Source organism: Bifidobacterium sp. MSK.13.1 (assembly GCF_019131435.1).
Classification (GTDB): Bacteria; Actinomycetota; Actinomycetes; order Actinomycetales; family Bifidobacteriaceae; genus Bifidobacterium; species Bifidobacterium pseudocatenulatum.
This window is the reverse complement of record NZ_JAHOMM010000003.1, coordinates 112,965-137,594: the sequence shown is the minus strand read 5'-3', so window position 1 is coordinate 137,594 and position 24,630 is coordinate 112,965. Positions and strand designations below refer to the sequence as shown.

At 57.5% G+C, this 24,630-nt stretch carries 17 protein-coding genes and 1 tRNA gene; 12 read left to right on the top strand and 6 right to left on the bottom strand.

From position 1 onward, the window contains the following. Positions 1 to 1,515 (bottom strand): amidophosphoribosyltransferase, encoded by a 1,515-nt coding sequence (gene purF / locus KSY55_RS05335; RefSeq protein WP_022244937.1) that lies wholly within the window; start codon positions 1,513 to 1,515, stop codon positions 1 to 3. A 262-nt stretch (positions 1,516 to 1,777) separates the two neighbouring features. On the opposite strand from purF, the gene KSY55_RS05330 reads away from it, so the two are divergent. Both KSY55_RS05330 and KSY55_RS05325 read left to right on the top strand, forming a co-directional pair. Then, positions 1,778 to 3,412 (top strand): type VI secretion protein ImpB, encoded by a 1,635-nt coding sequence (locus KSY55_RS05330; RefSeq protein ID WP_117793598.1) that lies wholly within the window; start codon positions 1,778 to 1,780, stop codon positions 3,410 to 3,412. After that, positions 3,409 to 3,636, top strand: coding sequence for a hypothetical protein (locus tag KSY55_RS05325; protein ID WP_004219532.1), 228 nt, complete (start codon positions 3,409 to 3,411; stop codon positions 3,634 to 3,636). The genes KSY55_RS05330 and KSY55_RS05325 overlap by 4 nt, the downstream gene beginning before the upstream one ends. Before the next feature lie 120 nt (positions 3,637 to 3,756). Here KSY55_RS05325 and KSY55_RS05320 read toward each other — a convergent pair whose 3' ends face one another. The 3 genes from KSY55_RS05320 to purT all read right to left on the bottom strand — a co-directional run bounded on the left by KSY55_RS05320 (position 3,757) and on the right by purT (position 9,742). Beyond that, the gene (locus KSY55_RS05320; RefSeq protein WP_217749590.1) at positions 3,757 to 7,491 is read right to left on the bottom strand and encodes a phosphoribosylformylglycinamidine synthase; all 3,735 of its coding nucleotides are present in this window, start codon (positions 7,489 to 7,491) and stop codon (positions 3,757 to 3,759) included. 108 nt (positions 7,492 to 7,599) lie between these two features. Next, positions 7,600 to 8,352 (bottom strand): phosphoribosylaminoimidazolesuccinocarboxamide synthase, encoded by a 753-nt coding sequence (gene purC, locus KSY55_RS05315; protein ID WP_004219527.1) that lies wholly within the window; start codon positions 8,350 to 8,352, stop codon positions 7,600 to 7,602. Positions 8,353 to 8,488: 136 nt separating this feature from the next. Beyond that, positions 8,489 to 9,742: a formate-dependent phosphoribosylglycinamide formyltransferase gene (purT, locus tag KSY55_RS05310; RefSeq protein WP_117791276.1), complete on the bottom strand. Its 1,254-nt coding sequence runs from the start codon at positions 9,740 to 9,742 to the stop codon at positions 8,489 to 8,491. Between the two features lie 35 nt (positions 9,743 to 9,777). Between purT and KSY55_RS05305 the strand changes: the two genes are divergently transcribed. Then, the gene (locus KSY55_RS05305; RefSeq protein WP_022244933.1) at positions 9,778 to 10,959 is read left to right on the top strand and encodes a glycosyltransferase; all 1,182 of its coding nucleotides are present in this window, start codon (positions 9,778 to 9,780) and stop codon (positions 10,957 to 10,959) included. Between the two features lie 132 nt (positions 10,960 to 11,091). Here KSY55_RS05305 and KSY55_RS05300 read toward each other — a convergent pair whose 3' ends face one another. Together KSY55_RS05300 and KSY55_RS05295 are read right to left on the bottom strand one after the other, a co-directional pair. Beyond that, on the bottom strand, positions 11,092 to 12,117 hold the full coding sequence (locus KSY55_RS05300) for a low specificity L-threonine aldolase (protein WP_004219520.1): 1,026 nt from the start codon (positions 12,115 to 12,117) through the stop codon (positions 11,092 to 11,094). A gap of 111 nt (positions 12,118 to 12,228) precedes the next feature. Further along, positions 12,229 to 12,301 (bottom strand) — tRNA-His (locus KSY55_RS05295). Between the two features lie 277 nt (positions 12,302 to 12,578). Here KSY55_RS05295 and KSY55_RS05290 point away from each other — a divergent pair. The 9 genes from KSY55_RS05290 to carB all read left to right on the top strand — a co-directional run bounded on the left by KSY55_RS05290 (position 12,579) and on the right by carB (position 24,629). Then, positions 12,579 to 13,619: a bile acid:sodium symporter family protein gene (locus KSY55_RS05290; protein ID WP_033524271.1), complete on the top strand. Its 1,041-nt coding sequence runs from the start codon at positions 12,579 to 12,581 to the stop codon at positions 13,617 to 13,619. 744 nt (positions 13,620 to 14,363) lie between these two features. After that, entirely contained in the window at positions 14,364 to 14,735 is a 372-nt protein-coding gene (gene rpsL, locus KSY55_RS05285) for a 30S ribosomal protein S12 (RefSeq protein ID WP_003808601.1), read from the top strand. A 5-nt stretch (positions 14,736 to 14,740) separates the two neighbouring features. Continuing rightward, positions 14,741 to 15,211: a 30S ribosomal protein S7 gene (gene rpsG, locus KSY55_RS05280; protein ID WP_003836460.1), complete on the top strand. Its 471-nt coding sequence runs from the start codon at positions 14,741 to 14,743 to the stop codon at positions 15,209 to 15,211. 30 nt (positions 15,212 to 15,241) lie between these two features. After that, complete coding sequence (gene fusA / locus KSY55_RS05275; RefSeq protein ID WP_004219516.1) at positions 15,242 to 17,371, top strand: elongation factor G; 2,130 nt, start codon at positions 15,242 to 15,244, stop codon at positions 17,369 to 17,371. Between the two features lie 169 nt (positions 17,372 to 17,540). Beyond that, complete coding sequence (gene tuf / locus KSY55_RS05270; RefSeq protein WP_003836467.1) at positions 17,541 to 18,740, top strand: elongation factor Tu; 1,200 nt, start codon at positions 17,541 to 17,543, stop codon at positions 18,738 to 18,740. Positions 18,741 to 18,921: 181 nt separating this feature from the next. Then, positions 18,922 to 19,485, top strand: coding sequence for an elongation factor P (gene efp / locus KSY55_RS05265; protein WP_003836469.1), 564 nt, complete (start codon positions 18,922 to 18,924; stop codon positions 19,483 to 19,485). Between the two features lie 22 nt (positions 19,486 to 19,507). Then, entirely contained in the window at positions 19,508 to 19,951 is a 444-nt protein-coding gene (gene nusB / locus KSY55_RS05260; protein ID WP_003836471.1) for a transcription antitermination factor NusB, read from the top strand. A gap of 87 nt (positions 19,952 to 20,038) precedes the next feature. Continuing rightward, positions 20,039 to 21,256 carry a glutamine-hydrolyzing carbamoyl-phosphate synthase small subunit gene (carA, locus tag KSY55_RS05255; RefSeq protein WP_004219515.1) on the top strand — a complete coding sequence of 406 codons (1,218 nt, stop codon included), beginning with the start codon at positions 20,039 to 20,041 and terminating at the stop codon, positions 21,254 to 21,256. Continuing rightward, positions 21,249 to 24,629 (top strand): carbamoyl-phosphate synthase large subunit, encoded by a 3,381-nt coding sequence (gene carB / locus KSY55_RS05250; protein WP_055063117.1) that lies wholly within the window; start codon positions 21,249 to 21,251, stop codon positions 24,627 to 24,629. Before carA ends, carB begins: the two co-directional genes overlap by 8 nt. The last annotated feature ends 1 nt before the right edge of the window (position 24,630 follow it).

Below are 24,630 nucleotides of genomic sequence, written 5' to 3'. Positions count from 1 at the left end.
TCAGTGTTCTTCTTGGGATGAAGTAGTGGTGTATTCGTTGCCCTCGTACTTGCTCTTATACAAGGCGAATTCAGGCAGACGCACGCGATCTTCAGGAGTAAGGGACTTCAAAAAATCACTTTCATAATCGTCGAGTGCGGTCGGGTAGTCGCCATTGAAGTAGGCCACGCACAGACCGCCGTACGGGGCGTCCGCACCCAGGCCGATAGATTCGACCAATCCGTCGAGTGACAGGAACGCCAAGGAATCGGCGCCAATGAAATCGCGAATTTCTTCAACGGACTTCTTTGCGGCGATGAGCTCCTTGGTGGTGGAGATGTCGATGCCGTAGAAGCACGGGTACTTCAGCGGCGGCGAGCTGATACGCATGTGCACTTCGGCGGCGCCAGCTTCCTTCAGCAGCTGCACGATGCGCTTGGACGTGGTACCGCGCACGATGGAATCGTCGATAACGATCACGCGCTTGCCTTTGACCACGCCGCGCACGGCGGACAGCTTCATGCGCACGCCCTGCTCGCGCAGTTCCTGCGTCGGCTGGATGAAGGTTCGAGCCACATACTGGTTCTTGATCAGGCCCATCTCGTTTGGCAGACCAGCTTCTTCCGCATAGCCGGAGGCCGCGGACAGCGAGGAATTCGGCACGCCAATGACCATATCGGCATCGACCGGCGATTCTTGGGCCAGACGCGCACCCATACGCTTGCGGGCGGAATGCACGTTTACGCCGTAAATGTCGGAATCGGGGCGTGCGAAGTAGATGAATTCCATCGAGCAGATGGCCAACTGGGTCTGATTGGTGTACTGCACGATCTTGTAGCCGTGATCGTCGATAACCACGATTTCGCCCGGGCGAATATTGCGCACCAATTCGGCGCCGACAACGTCAAGCGCGCAGGTTTCGGAAGCGAGCACATAAGCGCCGTTTTTCATCTTGCCGAGGGAAAGCGGGCGGAAACCGTTCGGATCAAGCGCGCCGATCATGGCGTCTTCGGTCATGATCAGGTAGGCGAAACCGCCATGCACGGTGTTGAGCGCTTCCTTGAGCTTGTCCATGAACGTACGCTGTGTGGAGCGGCGCAACAGGTGCATCAACACTTCGGTGTCGGAATTGGAGTGGAAGATTGCGCCTTCGTCTTCCAACTGACGCCTCAGAGTCGGGCAGTTCGTCAGATTGCCATTGTGGCACAAGGCCATATCGCCGTCATGGAAGCGGAAGATGAATGGCTGGATGTTGTCGGTGCCGCCTGAACCGGCAGTGGCGTAACGCACATGGCCGATCGCCTTGTCTCCCTTCAGGCGTTCGATTTCGCGTTCGTCGCCGAACACTTGGGTCAACAGACCCGTTCCGCGATGACCGATGAGATGACCGTTATCGTTCGAGACAATGCCGGCGCCTTCCTGACCACGATGCTGCAGCGCGTGCAGGCCGAAGTAGGTGAGTCGGGCGGCGTCCGGGTGACCCCAAACGCCAAAAATACCGCATTCCTCGTGGATGTCTTCGAGTTCAGCTGACAAGCCAAAGCTCCTTCCAAAACCATGGAGACAAGGGGTTCGCTACCGTTCAACCCTACCAACTGGAGGCTACAATTGGCGGTTTTCGTGGAGTCCTTAGGGGCACTTGGCATGTCGGGTGTGTCGAACAATTGTTCGAACTCTCTGATATGCTGAATGCAGGAAAATACAGTGCGGTGCATCGGCGATGCTTTGTCGGTGCTTTGCGAGGCGAAGTGCTCGTTGACGTTTCAAGATGGAGCCAAATCATGGAAGGAGTCTGAAGATGGCCGAACGTACCTATATCGCTATCGATCTGAAATCCTTCTATGCGTCTTCGGAATGTGCGGAACTCGGATTCGACCCACTTTCCACGAATCTGGTGGTGGCTGACCAATCGCGCACCGACAAAACCATCTGTCTTGCCGTGTCGCCATCGCTCAAAGCGTATGGATTGCCTGGTAGGGCAAGGCTTTTTGAGGTCAAGGCGAAGCTTAAAGAAGTAAATGCGGCACGGCTGGCGGCAGCGCCGGGCGGTGCGCTGAGAGGCGAATCGTATGATGCGAACGCGCTCGCAGCCGATCCGAATCTGGCTGCTGGCGTGTATATAGCGAAGCCTCGAATGTCGCATTATCTCAACATCAGTGCGAAAATCTACAGCATATATTTAAGATACGTATCCGAAGCTGACATTCATGTCTATTCGATAGATGAAGTATTCATGGATGTTACCGGGTATTTGCGGGCTTACGGCAAAAGCGCGCATGATATGGCCCGTGAAATGATCCAGCAGATTCTTCGGGAGACGGGCATCACCGCAACGGCCGGTATCGGTACGAATATGTATTTGGCGAAAGTGGCTATGGACGTGGTCGCCAAGCATATTCCCGCGGATAAGGATGGCGTGCGTATCGCGCAATTGGATGAGATGTCGTATCGTCGGCTGTTATGGGCGCACAGGCCGTTGACTGATTTCTGGCGTGTGGGACGAGGGTATGCGAAGAAGCTCGAAGCCCAAGGTCTAATGACAATGGGCGATATAGCCCGATGTTCCATAGGCCGTGCCGACGAGTATTACAACGAGGGCCTGCTGTACAAGATGTTCGGTGTGAACGCCGAGCTGCTTATCGACCATGCGTGGGGTTGGGAACCTTGCACGATCGCCGACATCAAAGCGTATAAGCCAGCTGGTCATAGTATGAGTTCGGGGCAGGTGCTTACGGGCGCGGTCGGTTTTGACTCGGCGCGGCTGATTGTGAGAGAAATGGCGGACACCTTGTCTTTGGACTTGGTTGCCAAAGGTGTGAAGGCCGGCCATATGGGGTTGATGGTCGGTTACGATACCGCCAGTCTTGATCCAAAGCGGCTAGGGGAGTGTGGCACTCCGGAATTGAAGGCGATGGCTGAGCGAGCCATTGCCGAATATAGCGGTCCCGTAACTCTTGATAGGTATGGTCGGCGTGTGCCCAAGCCGGCTATAGGGTCGATTGGTCTGGGCGACCATACGTCATCCACCACGCGCATATGCGATGCGGTTGACGAATTGTTCTGCAGAATCGTCGATCATCGGCTGTTGGTACGTCGATTGAATGTGGTTGCTTCTGATTTGCAAACGGTCGAACAGCTGGCTGAGCGGAATGCTGCGGCGAATTACGTTCAGCCCGATCTGTTTTCGGATATGCAGGAAGTCTCAAATGGAAGCGATAGCAACGATTGCAGTGATAACGTCGATAACAACGCGCGGTCTTCCTACGCTGACGATATGCGGGTTGTCGATGAGATTTCCGAACAGCATGTGCAGCAGACGATTCTTGACATCAAACGCAAGTTCGGCAAAAACGCCGTCATTAAAGGGATGGACATGTTCGCTGATGCCACAGGTCAACAGCGCAACCGGCAGATTGGAGGTCATGCAGCATGAGTTTGCAGCAAACCGACCGTTACGATGACATCATCAACTTGCCTCATCATCGCTCGTGCACGCGCCCGCACATGAGCATGCACAACCGTGCCGCGCAATTCATGCCTTTCGCCGCTCTCACCGGCTACGACGACATCATCAAACAAACCGCCACCCATTCCAACGAAGCAGTGGAACGCGCCAACACCCCCGTCAATCTCGCCGAAGGCTACCTCTCCGCCTAACATGCGTCGGAGACCAAAAAAGAGGCTGTTTGGTTTGACTAGGGAGGAATCCCGATCAAACCAAACAGCCTCTGTATGTTCGAATCTACGTCAGAACGCTTTTATGGATGCGGTCGCGGATCAGGCGGCGAAGTACTCCACGCCGGCTGCGAACAGCGGCTGATCCTTCTCGCCGGGCACGTTCTTGAACGTACCGTTGCTGTAACGCTCGGAGTGGCCCATCTTGCCGAACACGCGGCCGTCCGGGCTGGTGATGCCTTCGATGGCCAGCAGTGAACCGTTCGGGTTCACGCTCAGGTCCATGCCCGGCACGCCGGCCTCGTCCACGTACTGCGTGGCGATCTGGCCATTGGCCTTGAGCTGGGCGAGCATATCGTCGGAAGCCACGAAACGGCCTTCGCCGTGGGAGATGGCGATGGTGTGCATGTCGCCCACCTCGGTCTTTGCCAGCCACGGGGAGAGATTCGACGCCACGCGGGTGCGCACCAGACGGCTCTGGTGGCGGCCGATGGTGTTGAACGTCAGCGTCGGGCATTCGGCGGTCATCGGCACGATGTCGCCGTACGGCACCAGGCCGAGTTTGATCAACGCCTGGAAACCATTGCAGATACCGAGCATCAGACCATCACGGTTGTTCAACAGGTCACGCACCGCTTCGGTAACGGCAGGAGCACGGAAGAACGCGGTGATGAACTTGGCGGAACCATCCGGCTCGTCGCCGCCGGAGAAGCCGCCAGGAATCATGATGATCTGGCTCTTCTTGATTTCCTCAACCAAAGCTGCGGTGGACTCAGCCACAGCAGCAGGGGTGAGGTTATTCACGATGAGCGTGCTCACGTCGGCACCCGCGCGCTCGAAGGCGGCTGCGGAATCGTATTCGCAGTTGTTGCCGGGGAACACGGGGATGATCACATGCGGCTTGGCGACGCCGGCGCCGGTGTATACGGTCTTCTTCGGCGCATTGAAGGACACGGTCTCAACGGTCTTGCCCTTTTCGTCGCCCTTGGATCGGTACGGGAACACGGATTCGATGCCGCCCTCCCAAGCGTCCTGCAGTTCGGCCAGATCCAGCGTCTCACCGGCTGCCACGAACTGGTAGGCCTCGGTGGTCTCGCCGACCTCACTGACCTCAACCAGGTTGGATACGGCCGGAACCTTCGCGGTGTCGGCAAGTTCGATGATGAAGGAACCATAGGCCGGGGCGAACAGGTCGTCCACGCTGATGCCATCGGCCAGCTTCACGCCGATCTGGTTGCCGACAGTCATCTTGAAGATAGCCTCGGCGGTGGCACCGTAGCCAGGCGTGGACACGGCCAGCGCATCGCCGAAATCGGTGAGCTCCTCGACTGCGGAGAACACCTCCAGCAGCGAATCCTTGTCCGGTGTGAGGCCGTCGGCCTGGTAACGCGGCGCGATGCGGATCACACGGTGACCAGCGCCCTTGAACTCTGGGGAAGTGGCACGCTTCATGTTGCCCACAGCCACGGCGAAGGAGATCAGGGTCGGCGGAACGTCCAGCTGTTCGAACGTGCCGGACATGGAGTCCTTACCGCCGATTGCGCCAGCGCCTAGATCGACCTGCGCCATCAGAGCGCCCAGTACGGCGGCCATCGGCTTGCCCCAACGCTCCGGCTCGTCGCGTAGCTTCTCGAAGTATTCCTGGAAGCTCAGATACGCTTTCTCATGTTCGAAACCGGCGGCCACCAGCTTCGAGAGCGACTCGACCACAGACAGATAAGCGCCTGTGAACTGGTTCTGCTCCATGATGTACGGGTTGAAACCCCAAGCCATCGCGGAGGCGGTGGTGGTCTCGCCGAACACAGGCAGCTTGGCGACCATGGCCATGTTCGGGGTCAGCTGCTTACGCCCGCCGAACGGCATGAGCACGGTGCCTGCGCCGATGGTGGAGTCGAAACGCTCGGAAAGACCCTTGTTGGAAGCCACGTTCAGATCGGTGAGCATGGTGTGCATGCGTTCGGCGAGCGTGCCGGTCTTCCACGGGGTGGCGTAGCCGTGCTGCGCCTCGACATGCACCACCTGATGCTTCGGAGCGCCGTTGGAGGCGAGGAACTCGCGGGACAGATCCACGATCGTGTCGCCGTTCCACACCATGGTCATGCGCGGATCTTCAGTCACGGTCGCGATGACTTCGGCCTCGAGATTCTCTTCCTTGGCGTAGCCCAGGAACTCGTCCACATCCTCGGCGGCCACGTCCACGGCCATGCGCTCCTGAGATTCGGAAATCGCAAGTTCTGTGCCGTCCAGGCCTTCGTACTTCTTCGAAACCTTGTTGAGATCAACATACAGGCCGTCAGCCAGCTCGCCGACCGCCACGGATACGCCACCGGCGCCGAAATCGTTGCAGCGCTTGATCAGGCGGCATGCGTCACCACGGCGGAACAGACGCTGCAGCTTACGTTCGACGGGAGCATTGCCCTTCTGCACCTCGGCGCCGTCAAGCTCCAAGGATTCGACGTTATGCGCCTTGGACGCGCCGGTGGCGCCGCCGATGCCGTCACGGCCGGTACGCCCACCGAGCAGGATGACCTTGTCGCCCGGAGCCGGGGTTTCGCGGCGTACATGATCGGCCGGAGTCGCGGCCACAACCGCACCGACCTCCATGCGCTTGGCCACATATCCGGGGTGGTAGATTTCGTTCACCTGACCGGTAGCCAGGCCGATCTGGTTGCCGTAGGAGGAATAACCGGCGGCGGCGGTGGTGACGAGCTTGCGCTGAGGGAGCTTGCCTTCAAGCGTCTCGGACACCGGCACGGTCGGATCGGCGGCACCGGTCACGCGCATGGCCTGATACACGTAGGAACGGCCGGAAAGCGGGTCGCGGATGCAGCCGCCGATGCAGGTTGCCGCACCACCGAACGGTTCGATTTCCGTCGGGTGGTTGTGGGTTTCGTTCTTGAACAGGAACAGCCAATCCTCATCATGGCCATTCACATCAACCTTCACCTTGACAGTGCAGGCGTTGATTTCTTCGGATTCGTCAAGATTCTTCAGAATACCATTCTTCTTGAGCCACTTCGCGCCGATGGTGCCCATATCCATAAGGCATACGGGCTTTTCGTCGCGGCCAAGCTCGTGACGCATCTCAAGATACTTATCGAACGCGGCCTGCACGGTCGCGTCGTCAATCTGCACATCATCAAGTTGCGTGCCGAACGTGGTGTGACGGCAATGATCGGACCAATACGTGTCGATCACCTTGATTTCCGTGATTGTCGGATCACGCTGTTCTTCGGTGAAGTGAGCACGGCAGAACTGCAGATCAGCCAAATCCATGGCCAGGCCACGGTCGGCGATGAACTGTTCAAGATCGGCGTCGCTCATGGTGCGGAAACCTTCGATGATCTCCACCTTGCCCGGCACCGGCACCTGCGTCTTCAACGTGGTCTTGGTATCCAGCGAAGCTTCGCGAGCCTCGACCGGGTTGATCACATAATGCTTGATGGCGGCGATATCGTCGTCGCCCAGCTCGCCTTCAAGTGCATACACCTTGGCGGAACGAACAGTCGGGCGCTCGCCCTGGGAGATCAGCTGAATGCATTCGCTGGCGGAATCCGCACGCTGGTCGAACTGACCGGGCAGATACTCCACAGCAAACACATTATCAGAACCGAAATCAGGCAAATCGGCGGAAACATTATCGACCTGCGGCTCACTGAACACGGTAGGGGTGGCCTGTGCGAACAGTTCCTCGCTAATGCCTTCCACATCATAACGATTGACGAGACGCACATTCTTCAGCGATGCGATGCCAAGAATGGTCTTCAGCTCGTTGGCGAGCTGCTTGGCCTCGACATCAAAACCCTGCTTCTTTTCCACGTACACGCGAAAAACCATGGTTGACTCCTTGAAAGAGGGGCTTGGTGAGATTGATAAAAATAAGATTTTCAAAAACGATGAAGCCCGCATCCGAGTTTGTACTGCAGATGCGGGCTATCGCAAGTATTATTCGGCTACTTCAATGCCTTCGGACTTGGCGAGTTCAGCCAAGCGGCTTTCGACCTCTTCGTAAGCCGGAATGATGTCGCCCAGATCGCGGCGGAACAGATCCTTGTCGAGATGCTCAACCTTGCCGGAGCCGTCACGCTGATCCCACAGACGGCAGGAATCAGGCGTAATCTCATCGGCCAGCAGCAGCGTGCCGTCGGAAGTGCGACCCATTTCGATTTTGAAATCAACAAGCTTGATGCCGATCTTGGCGAAGATCTCGATCAGGGCCTCATTGATACGGCGGGCGAGCGGAGCAATCTCAGCCAGATCCTCACGGGTGCACACGCCCAACGCAACCAGATCGTCGTCGTTCACGAACGGATCGTGCAGATCGTCGTTCTTCAGGAAGTACTCCAGCACCGGCTCCTTGAGCTCGATGCCTTCTTCCACGCCCAAGCGAGAGCAGAAGTGGCCGGCGGCGGTGTTACGCAGCACGATCTCGAGCGGGAACATGGTGACCTTCTTGACCAGCTGGGAGGTTTCGCCCACGCGAGCTACCAGATGGCTGTCGATACCACGCTTCTTGAGCAGATCGAAGATCAGCGTGGTGATGAGGTTGTTCAGCCTGCCCTTGCCGGCGAAGTCTTCCTTCTTCTCGCCGTCACCTGCGGTAGCGGAGTTCTTGTATTCGACCCAGAGCACCTCCGGATCGTCAGTTGCGTACAGTTGCTTGGCTTTGCCCTCGTAGAGCTTTTCCAACTTCTCCATTACTCGCCTTTCCTGGTGTTTGGGAGGTAGATAGTTTGGTGAACTTGACGGTTAACAAGATACCAACGGGAGGCTACAATCGAATGGTTTTTGGGCGCGTTCCGGCAGTCTTCCGTCAGTATCCGGCAATAGTGCGTCAGGCGATGTCGATTTCGAGCGATTCGGCCACATTCTCGGCTTTAGCACGCGCGTCGGCCTCATCTGTTCCGATGGCCAGCGCGACCGCCATGCGACGATGGCCGTGCACTTCCGGCTTCGCGAAAATACGCAGATCGGTGCCCGGCTGAGACAAAGCGTCGGCGACGTTACGGAATTCGGCCTCACCATCGCCCTGAATGACGATCGCATGGCTTGCCGCGACGGCACCGTCCGGGATCGACAAGGCGACATGTTCCTGCGTAATCGGCAAACCGAGAATCGCACGCGCATGCAACGCGAATTCGCTTAACCGTTGCGACGCCATCGTGACCATGCCAGTGTCATGCGGACGTGGGGAGACTTCATTGAACAGCACGGAACCGTCGGTCAGCACGAACAGCTCCACGCCGAACACACCCCAACCCTTCTCGCCGGAAGCCTTGGCCTTCGCCACCAGACCTTCCACTGCGGTGCACGCTATGCGTTGCGCCTGCGCAAGCACATCCTGTGTGAAGGAGGCCGGTTGCCAGGATTCGCGATAGTCGCCGCTTTCCTGACGCTGTCCGATCGGAGCGCAGGTCACGATGCCGGCGCTGGAGCTGACGGTCAGCACCGTCAGCTCGTAATCAAGCGGAGCCAACGCTTCTACAATCACTCGGGAAACGTCTCCCTCGTCGTGCGCGCGACGACCTTCCTGTGCCTCAACCCAAGCCGCATCAATCGCATCGGCGGAACGCACCACGGACTGGCCGTGACCGGAAGAACTCATAATCGGCTTGACCACGCACGGGTAGCCAACCGTTTTTGCCCCAGCGCGAAGCTCTTCCAGCGAGCCTGCGAAGCGGTACGGCGTGGTCGGCAATCCCAATTCCTCATGCGCAAGTACGCGCAAACGTTCACGATCCATGCAAATGGATGCGATTTCGGCACTTGGCACCACCTGTGCGCCACGCTCGGCCGCGGCAGCCAATTCGCTGGTGGCGATCGCTTCGACTTCCGGCACGATAATATCCGGCTGGATTTCGTCAAACAATACGCGCAATTGTTCGGCATTGGCCATATCGAGCGCACGGTATTCATGCGCCACCTGCTGCGCGGGGGCACCCTCATAGGAATCGGCCGCGCACACCCATGCGCCAAGCCTCATCAGTTCGAGAGTGACTTCCTTGCCCAGCTCTCCGGAGCCAAGAAACAGAACACGAGTCGGATGCTTACCAAGCGGAGTGCCCAAGGCACGATTCTCTTCAGTCATGCCTTCCATTGTGCCATCGGCGTAGGATGGAGTGCATGTCTGAGACGGAACAGGAAGAAACACAGCGCCCCCTGACCATCGCCATGGTGGTCGACACGTCGGGAAACCGAGGTAACGGCACGTCGAATTCGGCGTTGCAGTGGGCGGAGGAATTGAAGCGGCAAGGCCATACGGTCAGGCTTGTGGGCATTGGTGCGCCTGAATACCCGGCACGAGTCAACCATGTGCCTCTGGTCAGTTGGGTGGCGAAAAAGCAGCAGATGCAGTTCGCCGAACCAAGCGACACGCTGTTCAGAACCGCGTTCCGAGGCGTGGACGTGGTGCACATCTACACGCCGTTCCGTTTTGGCCAGCATGCGTGCAAAGTCGCCAAACAGATGGGAATCGCGGTTACTGCGGGCTATCATGTGCAGCCGGAGAACATCACGTATTCGGCAGGTCCGCTGAAATATATTCCGGGCATCGACAAGTTCATCTACTGGCTGTTCAATTTGTGGCTGTACCGCAAAATCGACCATGTGCATGTGCCGACCGAGCTTGGCGCAAGTTTGCTGCGTTCTCACGGGTACAAATCGAAACTGCATGTGATTTCCAACGGATATGAATCACGATTCACTGCGAAAACGCAGCGCGATGCGGGGAAGTCTGCTCCGGTTCCGTTCCACATTGTCGCTTCCGGACGATTGACGAACGAAAAGAATCATGTCGCATTAATTCATGCGATCGCCCGTTGCAGGCATGCGCAAGATATTGAACTGACGATTGCCGGCACCGGTCCTTTGAAAAAGAAATTGCAGCGACTCGCCGCACGTTTGCTTTCCAGACCGGCATCGATCGGATTTCATAAGAACACCGAAATGCCCGCGTTGCTGCGTTCCGGCGATTTGCTGGTGCATCCTTCGATTGCCGATCTCGAATCGGTGAGCGTCATTGAAGGTATGGCCGCCGGTTTGGTGCCGGTCATCGCATCGTCTCCGTTGAGCGCCGCAGGCCAGTTCGCGTTACGTGACGAATCGCTATTCCCTGTCGACGATGTGGAAGCGTTGGCAAGGCGCATCGATTGGTGGGTCGATCACCCCGATGAACTGTCGAAATGGGGCGAAATCTATGCCGAACACACTAAAGAGCATTATTCGGTGGCTGCTTCCGTGCGTAAATTCGTGGCTATGGAACGCGAGGCGATCGCCGATAATGCCAATAAGCAAATCAATGCGTAACAATCAGCATAAATGGAACCACATGCGTGATAAATGATCGTAACGTAAGCAAAAAGGCGCGGGATGTAATTCCTGCGCCTTTTTGTTGTTTGTCGTAATGATTATTTTTCCGATTGACAGCGACGATGCGCGCTACAGCAATGCGATCAGCTGCTCCACCTGCTCATCGGTGGTGGCCCAGCTGGTGCAGATGCGCATCACCGTGTGCGTGTCGTCGGCCTTTTCCATGAAGCCGAGGCGCACATTGCGCTGCAAACGCTCGGATGTCGCGTTGTCGAGCGTGATGAAGATCTGATTGGTCGGCGCGTCGAAGGTGAGCGTATAGCCACGTTCCACCAGCACTTCGCGAATACGGTCGGCCGCATCGTTGGCGTGGCGGGCGATCCTGCAATACAGATCGTCGGTGAACAGCGTGTCGAACTGCACGCCCAGCAGCCATCCCTTGGCGAGCAGCGCGCCATGTTGCTTGACGAGCGTCACGAAGTTTTTCGGCATATTGCCGTGCGTGAACACCACGGCCTCACCGAACATGGCTCCGACCTTGGTGCCGCCGATATAGAATACGTCCGCGATACGCGCGATGTCTTCAAGCGTCACGTCGTTGCCGGTTGCGGTCAGCGCGTAGCCAAGTCGTGCGCCGTCGATGAACAACGGCATGTCGTACTTCGTGCAGACCTTGCGGATCGCCTCAAGTTCGGCGAGCGTGTAGAGCGTGCCGTATTCGGTGGCCTGCGAAATGTAGACGCATCCGGGGAACACCATGTGCGTGTAGTTGCCGTCCGCGTAGAACGTGGCGCAGTACTCGTCGAGTTCGGTCGCATCGATTTTGCCGTCATGGTGGGGGAGCGTCAGCACCTTGTGTCCGGTGAATTCGATGGCGCCCGCCTCATGCACGTTCACATGGCCTGTGCTTGCCGCGATTACGCCGGCATACTGCGGTGTGATGGAGTCGATGATGGTCTGGTTGGTCTGCGTGCCACCTACCAGGAAGAAAATCTGTGCGTCAGGGCAGGCGCATGCTTCGCGGATTTTGGCTTTCGCGCTTTCGCAGATGCTGTCGTTGCCGTAACCCGGATATTGGTTTTGTGCGATTTCGCTGATGCGTTCGATGATTTCCGGTGTTGCCGTGCAGGAATAGTCGTTTTCAAAAGACAGCATGATGCGCTCCTTGTATCTGACCTATGCTGATGACTTGCGACCGGCTGTTTGCTGTATTCAAGCCGTCCGGATAGCAAAAAACCTCGGAATTTCTTCCGAGGTCTCTACCGGGGTGGCTAACGCGGCTCGAACGCGCGACCTTCTGAACCACAATCAGATGCTCTACCAACTGAGCTATAGCCACCATGTTTTCGCTTCATACAGAAGCGCAACAGATGAAAACTATACACGATTTTCCAGCTATGTCTACATCGGCGTGTTGCGTGTGCCTGTCGTCGGCTTGCGCTGTGGACTGTTCATTATGTGAACGGCATATTACGCAAGGCCGAAACTCATGCGTACCTTGTAGTCGCTGCATGCGTAAGGGTGTGCTGTAATGACGGTGTGGGCCGTCTCGGAGTGTTTTCGGCGTATGCGGATCATCGGCCGAAAGGCTGTGAAATGTGAAGGAAGGGAGATTCATGCAGAAGGTCAAAGCGTTTGGTGATTGGCTCACCAAGTGGTTCACCGCGATTGTGATCGTGTGGGCCGTGTTCAACTATTTCGTGCCGCAGGCAAGCTTGTGGGGCAAATCCTATACCGGTTATTTCCTAGGTATCGTGCTGTTCGGCATGGGTCTTACCTTGACCCTTGACGATTTCAGGCGCATTCTCACCCAGCCTCTGATGGTCATCGTCGGTACCGTGGCCCACTTCGTCATCATGCCGTTGGTAGCTGTGCTGCTGTGCTGGATTTTCCGTCTTGATGGTGCGCTCGCCGTCGGTGTGATTCTGGTCGGCTGCTGCCCGTCCGGAACCTCGTCCAACGTGATGAGCTATCTGAGTCGTGGCGATGTGGCGCTGGACGTGTCCATCGGCATTTTGTCCACGCTGTGCGCGCCGTTCATGATTCCGCTGTTGATGCAGTGGCTGGCTTCCCAGTATGTGTCGGTTCCGGTGGAATCCCTGTTCCTCAATGCGGTCAAGGTGGTGCTGTTCCCGATCGCTCTTGGCGTGATCTGCCATGCTATTTTCGGCGAGAAGATCGAGAAGATTACGGTCGCTCTGCCGATCGTGTCCCAGGTGGCCATCCTGCTTATCATCGGCGTGGTCGTCGCAGCCAATGGTCCGAAGCTGTTCGTGGCTTCCTCGCTGCTTGCCATCCCGGTGGTCATTCTGCACAACCTGTGCGGATACGCGTTGGGCTTCGGTTTCTCCAAACTTATGTACAAGGTATATCCGAAGGGCTTCCGTTATGCACAGCAGAAAGCCATCACCTTCGAGGTCGGCATGCAGGATTCCGCTTTGGGAGCGACTTTGGCGCTGACGTCGTTCGCTTCCAATCCGTTGGCCGCGGTGCCGTCCACGTTCTTCAGCGTTTGGCACAACATTTCCGGTTCCGTGCTGTCCAGCTGGTGGCGTGAGCATGATGACAGGCATCAGATCCATCCTGATTCCGACAATGGCGAGAAGGGCTCGGCTGCGAAGGCCCGCGAAGACGCTGCCGAAACAGCTAACAGCTGACATTCGTCAGTAGATTCCGTCGTCATATTGCGCATTCCCTGAATCTTTCAAAACGATTCAGGGAATGTTTTGTTTTGAGTGGTGCAAACGTGTCATTGTGATGTTTTGTTGCTTTGCGCTGATGTAGGCAAAATGATTGAAATTATTGGGATTTAAGGGTGTCTTCACCCGTGTTTTTTGTTCGTTTTGGGGTATACTGTAACTGAAGGCCGGAGTTGTGGATCAGTCGAGAATTCGTCAGGTCGCAACGAAGCGCCGATGGCCGTGAGGTTCATGCGCAACGCCTTTAAGATATAACTGAACAATAGCGATTCGAAACAGCGGCAATGGGGTAGTACGGCGCAGGCGCCGGGCCGCAAATGCAAAACAGACAACGAGACTGAAGAGTGCGCGTAAGGTAGCGCGTAGCAAAGAAGTGGGAACCTCCTTCCCGAGTGGATGGCCCCGGATTCGAAAGGATCCGGGGCCATTCCTTTTGCGATTTGCGACACGGCATGTTGGAATGTCTTGGGAATCCGTATACTGATAATTCGTGTGTGCCAACGGCATGCCTTATGTGACAGGCGTGCGGGTTGGGATATCCCGGAACTCGATTGCATCACGCGCAGCAATGCGACGGTGAGAGAGGGATGGGCCATCGGGCCGGTGGACTGTGGCTATCTTCACGATTCAGATGCGTGGAGTGTGGGTGCAGTGCGGCGGTCACACAAAAGCAAGAGAAACCACTGAATCGGAGAATTCAAGTTGCCTACTATTGAACAGCTCGTCCGTAAGGGACGTCAGGCAAAGCCGAAGAAGTCCAAGACTTTGGCACTGAAGGGAAGCCCGCTGCGCCGCGGCGTGTGCACCCGTGTTTACACCACCACCCCGAAGAAGCCGAACTCGGCACTGCGTAAGGTCGCTCGTGTGCGCCTGAGCTCCGGTGTGGAAGTCACCGCTTACATCCCGGGCGAAGGCCACAACCTGCAGGAGCACTCCATTGTGCTCGTGCGCGGCGGCCGTGTCAAGGATCTGCCGGGTGTTCGTTACCACATCGTTCGTGGCGCCCTCGATACCCAGGGTGTGAAGGATCGCAAGCAGGGTCGTTCCCTGTACGGAGCAAAGAAGGCGAAGTAAGAGATATGTCACGTAAAGGACCTTCCAAGAAGCATCAGCTGCTGCCGGATCCGATTTACGGTTCCACTGTTGTGGCACAGCTCATCAACAAGATTCTGCTCGACGGCAAGAAGTCGATCGCCGAAGACATCGTCTACTCCGCTCTCGATATGGTCAAGGAAAAGACTGATCAGGAGCCGGTGGCAGTGCTTAAGCGCGCTCTTGACAACATCCGTCCATCCCTCGAGGTTCGCTCCCGCCGCGTCGGTGGCGCTACCTACCAGGTTCCGGTCGAAGTGAAGCCGGCTCGTGCGAACACTCTGTCCCTGCGCTGGCTGACCGACTTCTCCCGCGCCCGTCGTGAGAAGACCATGGCTGAGCGTCTGGCCAACGAAATCCTCGATGCCTCCAATGGCCTTGGTGCTTCTGTCAAGCGTCGCGAGGATACTCATAAGATGGCAGAGGCCAACAAGGCCTTCGCTCATTACCGCTGGTAATTAGTCGAGAACGAGAGTTAAGGAACACTCATGGCACTAGACGTGCTCAATGATCTCAACCAGATCCGTAACATCGGCATCATGGCTCACATCGATGCCGGTAAGACCACTACCACCGAACGTATCCTGTACTACACCGGCAAGAACTACAAGATCGGCGAGACCCATGACGGTGCCTCGACGATGGACTTCATGGCTCAGGAGCAGGAACGCGGCATCACCATCCAGTCCGCTGCAACCACTTGCTTCTGGAACCGTCAGACCCATGACGAGAAGCAGAAGTTCCAGATCAACATCATCGATACCCCAGGCCACGTGGACTTCACGGCCGAGGTGGAGCGCTCCCTGCGCGTGCTCGATGGTGCCGTTGCCGTGTTCGACGGCAAGGAAGGTGTGGAGCCGCAGTCCGAGACCGTGTGGCGTCAGGCTGACAAGTACGGCGTTCCGCGTATCTGCTTCATCAACAAGATGGATAAGCTCGGCGCTGACTTCTACTACTCCGTCGACACCATCAAAACCAAGCTGGGCGCGACCCCGCTTGTCGTGCAGCTGCCGATCGGCGCTGAGAACGACTTCGCTGGCGTTGTCGATCTGATTCGTATGAAGGCTTACGTCTGGAACGACGTTTCCGGCGACATGGGCGCTCACTACGACACTACCGACATCCCGGCCGATCTGCAGGACAAGGCCGAGCAGTATCGTGCAGAGTTGCTCGACCAGGTCGCAGAATCCGACGAAGAGCTGCTTGAGAAGTATCTCGAGTCCGGCGAACTGACTGAGGACGAGATCCGTAGCGGCATCCGTAAGCTCACCATTAACCGTGAAGCCTACCCGGTGCTCTGTGGCTCCGCCTTCAAGGACAAGGGTGTTCAGCCGATGCTGGACGCCGTCGTCGACTACCTGCCGAGCCCGGAGGACGTTCCGTCCATCGTCGGTTTCGATCCTAAGGACGAATCCATCGAGATCGATCGCAAGCCGACCACCGATGATCCGTTCTCTGCCCTGGTCTTCAAGATCTCTACCCACCCGTTCTACGGCAAGCTCGTGTTCGTGCGCGTCTACTCCGGCGCCGTCACCCCGGGCGACACCGTGCTTGACTCCACCAAGGGCAAGAAGGAACGTGTCGGCAAGATCTTCCAGATGCACGCCGACAAGGAGAACCCGGTCGATGCCGCCGAAGCCGGCAACATCTACACCTTCGTGGGCCTGAAGAACATCACCACCGGTGACACCCTGTGCGACGAAAAGGCGCCTATCTCCCTCGAATCCATGACCTTCCCGGATCCGGTGATCGAGGTGGCCGTGGAGCCGAAGACCAAGGCCGATCAGGAGAAGATGAGCATCGCTCTGGCGAAGCTGTCCGACGAAGATCCGACCTTCCAGGTGAAGACCGACGAAGAGTCCGGCCAGACCCTGATCTCCGGCATGGGCGAGCTGCAGCTCGACATCATCGTCGACCGTATGCGTCGTGAATTCAAGGTGGAGTGCAACGTGGGTAACCCGCAGGTTGCATACCGTGAGACGATCCGCAAGGCCGTCATGAACCAGGAATACACGCACAAGAAGCAGACCGGTGGTTCCGGCCAGTTCGCAAAGGTCTTGATGAACTTCGAGCCGCTCAACACCGAAGAGGGCGAGACCTACGAGTTCGTCAACGAGGTCACCGGTGGCCACATCACCAAGGAATTCATTCCTTCCATCGATGCTGGTGTGCAGGAAGCCATGGAATCCGGCGTGCTCGCCGGCTTCCCGGTGGTTGGCGTCAAGGCTACCGTCACTGACGGCCAGGTCCACGACGTCGATTCCTCCGAAATGGCCTTCAAGATCGCAGGTTCCATGTGCTTCAAGGAAGCTGCTCCGAAGGCCAAGCCGGTCATCCTCGAGCCGATCATGGCCGTGGAAGTGCGTACTCCGGAAGAGTACATGGGCGACGTGATGGGCGATATCAACGCCCGTCGTGGTTCCATCCAGTCCATGACCGACTCCACCGGTGTCAAGGTCATCGACGCCAAGGTTCCGCTGTCCGAAATGTTCGGCTACATCGGCGACCTTCGCTCCAAGACCCAGGGCCGCGCAATGTTCACCATGCAGATGGACTCCTACGCTGAGGTTCCGAAGAACGTCTCCGAGGAGATCATCAAGGCCCAGCGCGGCGAGTGACACGCGCTGCCGCTTAAGTGGAAACTGTCTCCAGTCAGCGCTAGTATTTTGTAGCGCTGACTGGGTTCGGGCTCCAAAGTGGCACAAACCCGTCAAACCCAGTAAAATGTAGCGAGTGCCTTGAAGTGAGTTCAAGGCTTACTACGAGACGTCCAGGAGGACAAAACACATGGCAAAGGAAAAGTACGAGCGTACTAAGCCGCACGTTAACATTGGTACCATCGGCCACGTCGATCACGGTAAGACTACCCTGACCGCAGCCATCTCCAAGGTCCTGCACGAAGAGTACCCGGACATCAACCCGGCTTACGACTTCAACCAGATCGACGCCGCTCCGGAAGAGCAGCAGCGTGGTATCACCATCAACATCGCCCACATCGAGTACCAGACCGCTGAGCGTCACTACGCTCACGTCGACTGCCCGGGCCACGCCGACTTCGTGAAGAACATGATCACTGGCGCTGCCCAGATGGATGGCGCTATCCTCGTTGTGGCCGCCACCGACGGCCCGATGGCTCAGACCCGCGAGCACGTGCTGCTCGCTCGTCAGGTGGGCGTGCCGCGTATCCTCGTCGCTCTGAACAAGTGCGATATGGTCGACGACGAAGAGCTCATCGAGCTCGTTGAGGAAGAGGTCCGTGACCTCCTCGACGAAAACGGCTTCGATCGCGATTGCCCGGTCATCCACACCTCCGCTTACGGCGCGCTGCACGACGACGCTCCGGATCACGAGAAGTGGGTTGAGTCCGTCAAGGAACTCATGAAGGCTGTCGACGAGTACATCCCGACCCCGACTCACGATCTGGACAAGCCGTTCCTGATGCCGATCGAAGATGTCTTCACCATCTCCGGCCGTGGCACCGTGGTTACCGGCCGTGTCGAGCGTGGTAAGCTCCCGGTCAACTCCAACGTCGAGATCGTTGGTATCCGTCCGACCCAGACCACCACCGTCACCTCCATCGAGACCTTCCACAAGCAGATGGATGAGTGCGAGGCTGGCGACAACACCGGTCTGCTGCTCCGCGGCATCAACCGTGACCAGGTCGAGCGTGGCCAGGTTCTGGCTGCTCCGGGCTCCGTGACCCCGCACACCAAGTTCGAGGGCGAAGTCTACGTGCTGACCAAGGACGAAGGCGGCCGTCACTCGCCGTTCTTCTCCAACTACCGTCCGCAGTTCTACTTCCGTACCACCGACGTCACCGGCGTTATCACCCTGCCGGAAGGCGTTGAGATGGTGCAGCCGGGCGATCACGCTACCTTCGGCGTTGAGCTGATCCAGCCGATCGCTATGGAGGAGGGCCTGACCTTCGCAGTGCGCGAAGGCGGCCACACCGTCGGCTCGGGCCGTGTCACCAAGATCATCGAGTAGTTTCTGCTTGATATCAAGGCACGCTTGAACTAGCGTTTTTTAGGAAAACCTCCCGAGGCATGTTCGCCGAGGGAGGTTTTCCTATATATGGAAGGCTTACCGACAAAGTATGCACACCGTGGCATAATGAGCAAGGCTCTTTTAAGCTTTCCCTGTTAGACGAAGAAATAGGTGAGTTAATTTGGCACAGACTACCAATGACATCAAGAACGGTTCCGTCCTGAACCTCGATGGCCAGCTGTGGGCCGTCATCAAGTTCCAGCACGTCAAGCCGGGCAAGGGCCCCGCTTTCGTGCGCACCACCATCAAGAACGTCCTCTCGGGCAAGATCGTTGACAAGACCTTCAATGCCGGCATGAAGATGGAATTCGAAACCGTCGACAACCGCAACCTCCAGTACTCCTACGAGGACGGCGACAACTTCGTGTTCATGGATATGACCACCTACGATCAGATCTACATTCCGAAGACTCTCGTCGGCGATCAGGCCAAGTTCCTGCTGGAAGGAACCGACTGCGTCGTGTCCTTCCACGACGGCACCCCGCTGTCCGTCGAACTGCCGGCTTCCGTGATCCTGACCGTTACCCATACCGAACCGGGTCTGCAGGGCAACCGTTCCAACGCCGGTACCAAGCCGGCCACCGTTGAGACCGGTGCCGAGATTCAGGTTCCGCTGTTCATCGGCGAAGGTGAGAAGGTCAAGGTGAACACCACCGACGGCTCCTACCTCGGCCGCGAGAACTGAGAGTAAGGACGAAAGAAGTTTCATGGCACGTTCCACCGCTCGTAAGAGGGCTCTGAATACGTTGTATGAAGCGGATGAGAAGGGACAGGACATCCTGTCCCTTCTTGCTGAGCGCATTGAGCAGCCCGGCGCCCAGACTCCGCTGCCTGAATACGCCATCGAAATCGTTCGTGGCGTTGCGGAACATATCGCAGCCATCGATTCCACGCTTGACGAGCATTCCACCGGTTGGAAGGTCAAGCGTATGGGCGTTGTCGATCGCAATATTCTGCGTATCGCCGCATGGGAGATCATGTTCAATGATGATGTTCCCAATATGGTGGCCATCGACGAGGCGCTTGGCCTTGCCAAGACGTTGTGTGATGACGAATCACCGGCATTCATCCACGGTCTGCTCAGCGCGGTAAGCGCTGATGCGGATGCCGCTCAAGTGGATGAGCAACCGACCGAACCTTCAGCTGAATAAAGCTGAAAGTTAAGCGATTCGGCCGGGTCGCGAGTCCTAACCGGCCGCTATCCTTGGTACGAATACCTTGACTATAAGGGGGTTTTGGTGAACCAGTATGATTCCGAAGCCGTGATGTTTGACCCTCAAGATGCCGTTCTCGTTCTCGAAGACGGGCAGGTGTATGTGGGTGAACCTTACGGCGCGATCGGCACGACCAGCGGGGAGATCGTTTTCGCAACCGGTATGACCGGATATCAGGAAACGCTTACGGACCCCAGCTACGATCGTCAGATCGTGGTGCAGACGTTCCCACACATTGGGGACACGGGAATCAATGGGGAGGATCCAGAATCCTCACGAATCTGGGTTGCCGGTTATGTTGTGCGCGATCCCAGCCCGAATGTGAGCAATTGGCGTGCCACCGGCAGCCTCGATGACGATTTGGAATCCAATCACATCGTTGGCATCAGCCGAATCGACACTCGCAAGCTTGTACGCCACCTGCGTTCCGCAGGCGTGATGCGTGCAGGTATTTTCTCCGGTGATGCTCTGCTTGACGCCAATGGCAAGCTGCGTACCATCGAATCCATGCTTGACGAGGTCAAGTCCACTCCGCAGATGAAGGGGATGAGCCTCTACGACGAAGTCAGCACCAAAGAAGCCTATACCATCGAGCCGTGTGGTGAATTCGAAGGCAAGGAACCGCTGTTCACCGTCGCCGCGGTCGATCTCGGCATCAAGGCCATGACTCCGCATCGTATGGCCGAGCGTGGCTGCCGTGTACATGTGGTGCCATCCACCATCACGTTCGATGAGCTTGAAGCCCTCAATCCTGACGGTGTCTTCTTCTCCAACGGTCCGGGAGATCCGGAACAGGCCGATCCTGAAGTGAACCTGCTTCGCCAGGTACTTGACGCAGGTCATCCGTTCTTCGGCATCTGCTTCGGCAACCAGCTGCTCGGCCGTGCGCTCGGCTTCGGCACATATAAGCTGAAGTTCGGTCACCGCGGCATCAATCAGCCGGTCAAAGACATGACCACCGGCAAAATCGAAATCACCGCGCACAACCACGGCTTTGCCGTTGACGCGCCGATCGGCGAAACCGTTGACGCGCCGTTTGAAAACGGCAAGTACGGCAAGGTGTTCGTCAGCCACATCGATCTGAATGACAACGTGGTTGAAGGCCTGCAGTGCGTTGATATTCCGGCATTCTCCGTGCAATACCATCCGGAGGCCGCAGCCGGCCCGCACGATGCCGCATACCTGTTCGATCGTTTCGTGGATCTCATGCGTTCCGCCAAGGAGGGAACCCACAATGCCTAAGCGCACAGACATCAAGTCCGTGATGGTCATCGGCTCCGGTCCGATTGTGATCGGCCAGGCCGCAGAATTCGATTACTCGGGCACTCAGGCCTGCCGCGTGTTGCGTGAGGAAGGCATCCGAGTCATTCTCGTCAACTCCAACCCGGCCACCATCATGACCGATCCGGAAATGGCGGATGCCACCTACATCGAGCCGATTTCCACGCCGATTCTCGAGCAGATCATCGCCAAGGAACGTCCTGACGCGCTGCTGCCGACCTTGGGTGGCCAGACCGCGCTGAACGCGGCCATGGCGTTGGGTGAGGCCGGTGTGCTCAAGAAGTACAACGTCGAGCTGATCGGTGCTTCTCTGGAAGCCATCGATCGCGGCGAGGATCGTGAGCTCTTCAAAAAGGTCGTTGAGGAAGCTGGTGCAGAATCCGCACGTTCCGACATCGCACACTCCATTGAAGAAGTCGACAAGATCGCCGAAAAGTTCGGTTATCCGCTGGTCGTGCGCCCAAGCTTCACCATGGGTGGCCTTGGTTCCGGCATCGCGCACGACGAAGAGGAACTGCACCGCATCGCAGGCGCAGGCATCCATTATTCCCCAACCGACGAGGTGCTGATCGAAGAAGGCATCGAAGGCTGGAAGGAATACGAACTCGAGCTGATGCGCGACAAGAAAGACAATGTCGTGGTCGTCTGCCCGATTGAGAACGTGGATCCTGTCGGCGTGCACACCGGCGATTCCATTACCGTGGCGCCTGTGTTCACTCTGACCGATCGCGAGTATCAGAAGCTTCGTGACATCGGCATCGCCATCATTCGTGGCGTGGGCGTCGATACCGGCGGCTGCAACATCCAGTTCGCCATCAACCCGAACACCGGACGCATCATCGTCATCGAAATGAACCCGCGTGTGTCCCGTTCCTCCGCTCTGGCATCCAAGGCGACCGGCTTCCCGATTGCGAAGATCGCCACCAAGCTGGCTCTTGGCTACACGCTCGACGAAATCCAGAACGATATCACGCAGTCCACTCCGGCCAGCTTCGAGCCGACCATCGACTACGTGGTCACCAAGGTCCCGCGTTTCGCCTTCGAAAAGTTCCCGGGTGCCGATCCGACGCTGACCACTTCCATGAAGTCCGTGGGCGAGGCCATGGCTCTGGCAGGCAACTTCCAGGAATCCCTCGGCAAGGCCATGCGTTCCATCGACAAGCGCCACATGGGCTTCAACTGGGACGGCGACAAGCCTGACGTACAGGAAGTCGAGCAGCTGTTGGAAGCCATCAAGGTGCCGACCGAGCATCGTTATCTGCAGATCCAGCGCGCCCTGTGGGGAGGCGCCACCGAACAGCAGATCTTCGATGCCACCAAGATCGACCCGTGGTTCATCCGCCAGTTTGTACTCATCAACGAGACCGCCCTTGAAATCAAGGAAGCGAGCAAGCTGAGCCGCAAGCTGCTAAAGAAGGCGAAGCTGGCAGGTCTTTCCGACCTTCAGATCGCACACCTGCGCCACTTGGGCGACGAAGGCGAAAACACGATCCGCGAACTGCGTTGGTCGTATGATCTTCGTCCGGTTTTCAAGACGGTCGATACCTGCGCTGCCGAATTCGACGCGGTCACGCCGTACTATTACTCCTGCTATGCGGACGAAAGTGAACTGCGTCCGCGTGAGCGTGAAGCCGTGATCATTCTCGGCTCCGGTCCGAACCGTATCGGCCAGGGCATCGAGTTCGACTACACCTGCGTACATGCCGTGCAGGAGCTGGGCAAGGACTATGACACCATCATGGTCAACTGCAACCCGGAAACCGTGTCCACCGATTACGACATGTCCGATCGTCTGTACTTCGAGCCGCTTACCTTCGAAGACGTACTCGAAATCTACGAGGCCGAAAAGAAGATGGGTCCGGTCAGGGGCGTTATCGTTCAGCTCGGTGGCCAGACCCCGCTGTCTCTGGCGGCTCGTCTGAAGGCTGCCGGTGTTCCGATTCTCGGTACCACGCCTGAATCCATCGATCTGGCTGAAAACCGTGAGCTCTTCGGCGAAGTGCTGAAGAAGGCCGAGATGAACGCGCCTCGCTATGGCACCGCTCTGAGCCTTGACGAAGCCCGTGAGGCGGCTCATAACATCGGTTATCCGGTGCTGGTGCGCCCGAGCTACGTGCTTGGCGGTCGCGGCATGGAAATCGTGTACGACGACGCCCAGCTGTGCAAGTATGTGGATCGCGCATTGAAGGAAGCTCAGGCCGATACCGTGGTTTCTGGCCGTCTGCCTTCTCCGTTGCTGATCGACAAGTTCCTGCAGGATGCCGTGGAAATCGACGTCGACGCCTTGTTCGATGGCGAAGAGCTGTATATCGGCGGCATTATGGAACATGTTGAGGAAGCTGGCGTGCATTCCGGTGACGCCGCATGCACTCTGCCGCCGAGCACCCTTTCCGATGACCAGATCCGCCGTCTGCGCGAAGGCACCTATGCCATCGCCAAGGGCTGTGGCGTGCAAGGCCTGATCAACGTGCAGTATGCCTTCATGGCCAACACCCTGTACGTTATCGAGGCGAACCCGCGTGCCTCCCGTACCGTGCCGTTCGCATCCAAGGCGACCGGTGTGGCACTGGCCAAGGCCGCGGCCCGCATTATGGCCGGCGAAACCATCCAGCAGCAGCGCGATAACGGCTTGCTGCTGCCTCATGGAGACGGTGGTGACATTCGCCGCGGCCAGCAGGTTGCCGTCAAGGAATCCGTGCTTCCGTTCAAGCGCTTCCGTACGCCGCTCGGCAAGACCGTAGACGTGCTGCTCGGACCGGAAATGCGTTCCACCGGCGAAGTCATGGGCTTCGACCGTGACTTCCCGCATGCGTTCGCCAAGAGCCAGCTGGCCGCCTACGATGGCGGTCTGCCGACCAGCGGCAACGTGTTCATCTCCGTGAACGATACCGACAAGCGTCAGCTGCCGTTGTTCGCTGCGCGACTGGTGGAGCTTGGATTCAACATCTGGGCCACCGAAGGCACCGCATCCGTGCTTCGTCGTTACGGCATCGAGTCCAAGATCGTCGACAAGATCAGCGTGCGTATGGATTCCAATCCGGACGATCCGATCACCACCTACCATGCGGAGGGCAGCGTCGGCAAGAACGTCGTTCAGCTGATCGAAGAGGGTGCCATTGATCTGATTCTCAACACGCCGAATTCTCGTGGCTCCCGTTCCGACGGTTACGCCATCCGTTCAGCCGCTATTGCCGCGGATTTGCCTCAGTTCACCACCATGACGGAATTCTCCGCCGTGTTGATGGCCATCGAGGCCGTGCGTAATAATGATTATCAGATCATGAGCATTCAGGATCATTCCCAGCAGCTATTCGAGTTGGAAAGCCGTGAGTAAT

Excerpts from the sequence above, each read along its gene's own strand:
- KSY55_RS05300 (WP_004219520.1), bottom strand. The coding sequence starts at position 12,117 with ATGCTGTCTTTTGAAAACGACTATTCCTGCACGGCAACACCGGAAATC.
- carB (WP_055063117.1), top strand. The coding sequence starts at position 21,249 with ATGCCTAAGCGCACAGACATCAAGTCCGTGATGGTCATCGGCTCCGGT.
- tuf (WP_003836467.1), top strand. The coding sequence starts at position 17,541 with ATGGCAAAGGAAAAGTACGAGCGTACTAAGCCGCACGTTAACATTGGT.
- KSY55_RS05290 (WP_033524271.1), top strand. The coding sequence starts at position 12,579 with ATGCAGAAGGTCAAAGCGTTTGGTGATTGGCTCACCAAGTGGTTCACC.
- fusA (WP_004219516.1), top strand. The coding sequence starts at position 15,242 with ATGGCACTAGACGTGCTCAATGATCTCAACCAGATCCGTAACATCGGC.
- KSY55_RS05325 (WP_004219532.1), top strand. The coding sequence starts at position 3,409 with ATGAGTTTGCAGCAAACCGACCGTTACGATGACATCATCAACTTGCCT.
- purT (WP_117791276.1), bottom strand. The coding sequence starts at position 9,742 with ATGACTGAAGAGAATCGTGCCTTGGGCACTCCGCTTGGTAAGCATCCG.
- nusB (WP_003836471.1), top strand. The coding sequence starts at position 19,508 with ATGGCACGTTCCACCGCTCGTAAGAGGGCTCTGAATACGTTGTATGAA.
- rpsG (WP_003836460.1), top strand. The coding sequence starts at position 14,741 with ATGTCACGTAAAGGACCTTCCAAGAAGCATCAGCTGCTGCCGGATCCG.
- KSY55_RS05320 (WP_217749590.1), bottom strand. The coding sequence starts at position 7,491 with ATGGTTTTTCGCGTGTACGTGGAAAAGAAGCAGGGTTTTGATGTCGAG.
- purC (WP_004219527.1), bottom strand. The coding sequence starts at position 8,352 with ATGGAGAAGTTGGAAAAGCTCTACGAGGGCAAAGCCAAGCAACTGTAC.
- KSY55_RS05305 (WP_022244933.1), top strand. The coding sequence starts at position 9,778 with ATGTCTGAGACGGAACAGGAAGAAACACAGCGCCCCCTGACCATCGCC.
- KSY55_RS05330 (WP_117793598.1), top strand. The coding sequence starts at position 1,778 with ATGGCCGAACGTACCTATATCGCTATCGATCTGAAATCCTTCTATGCG.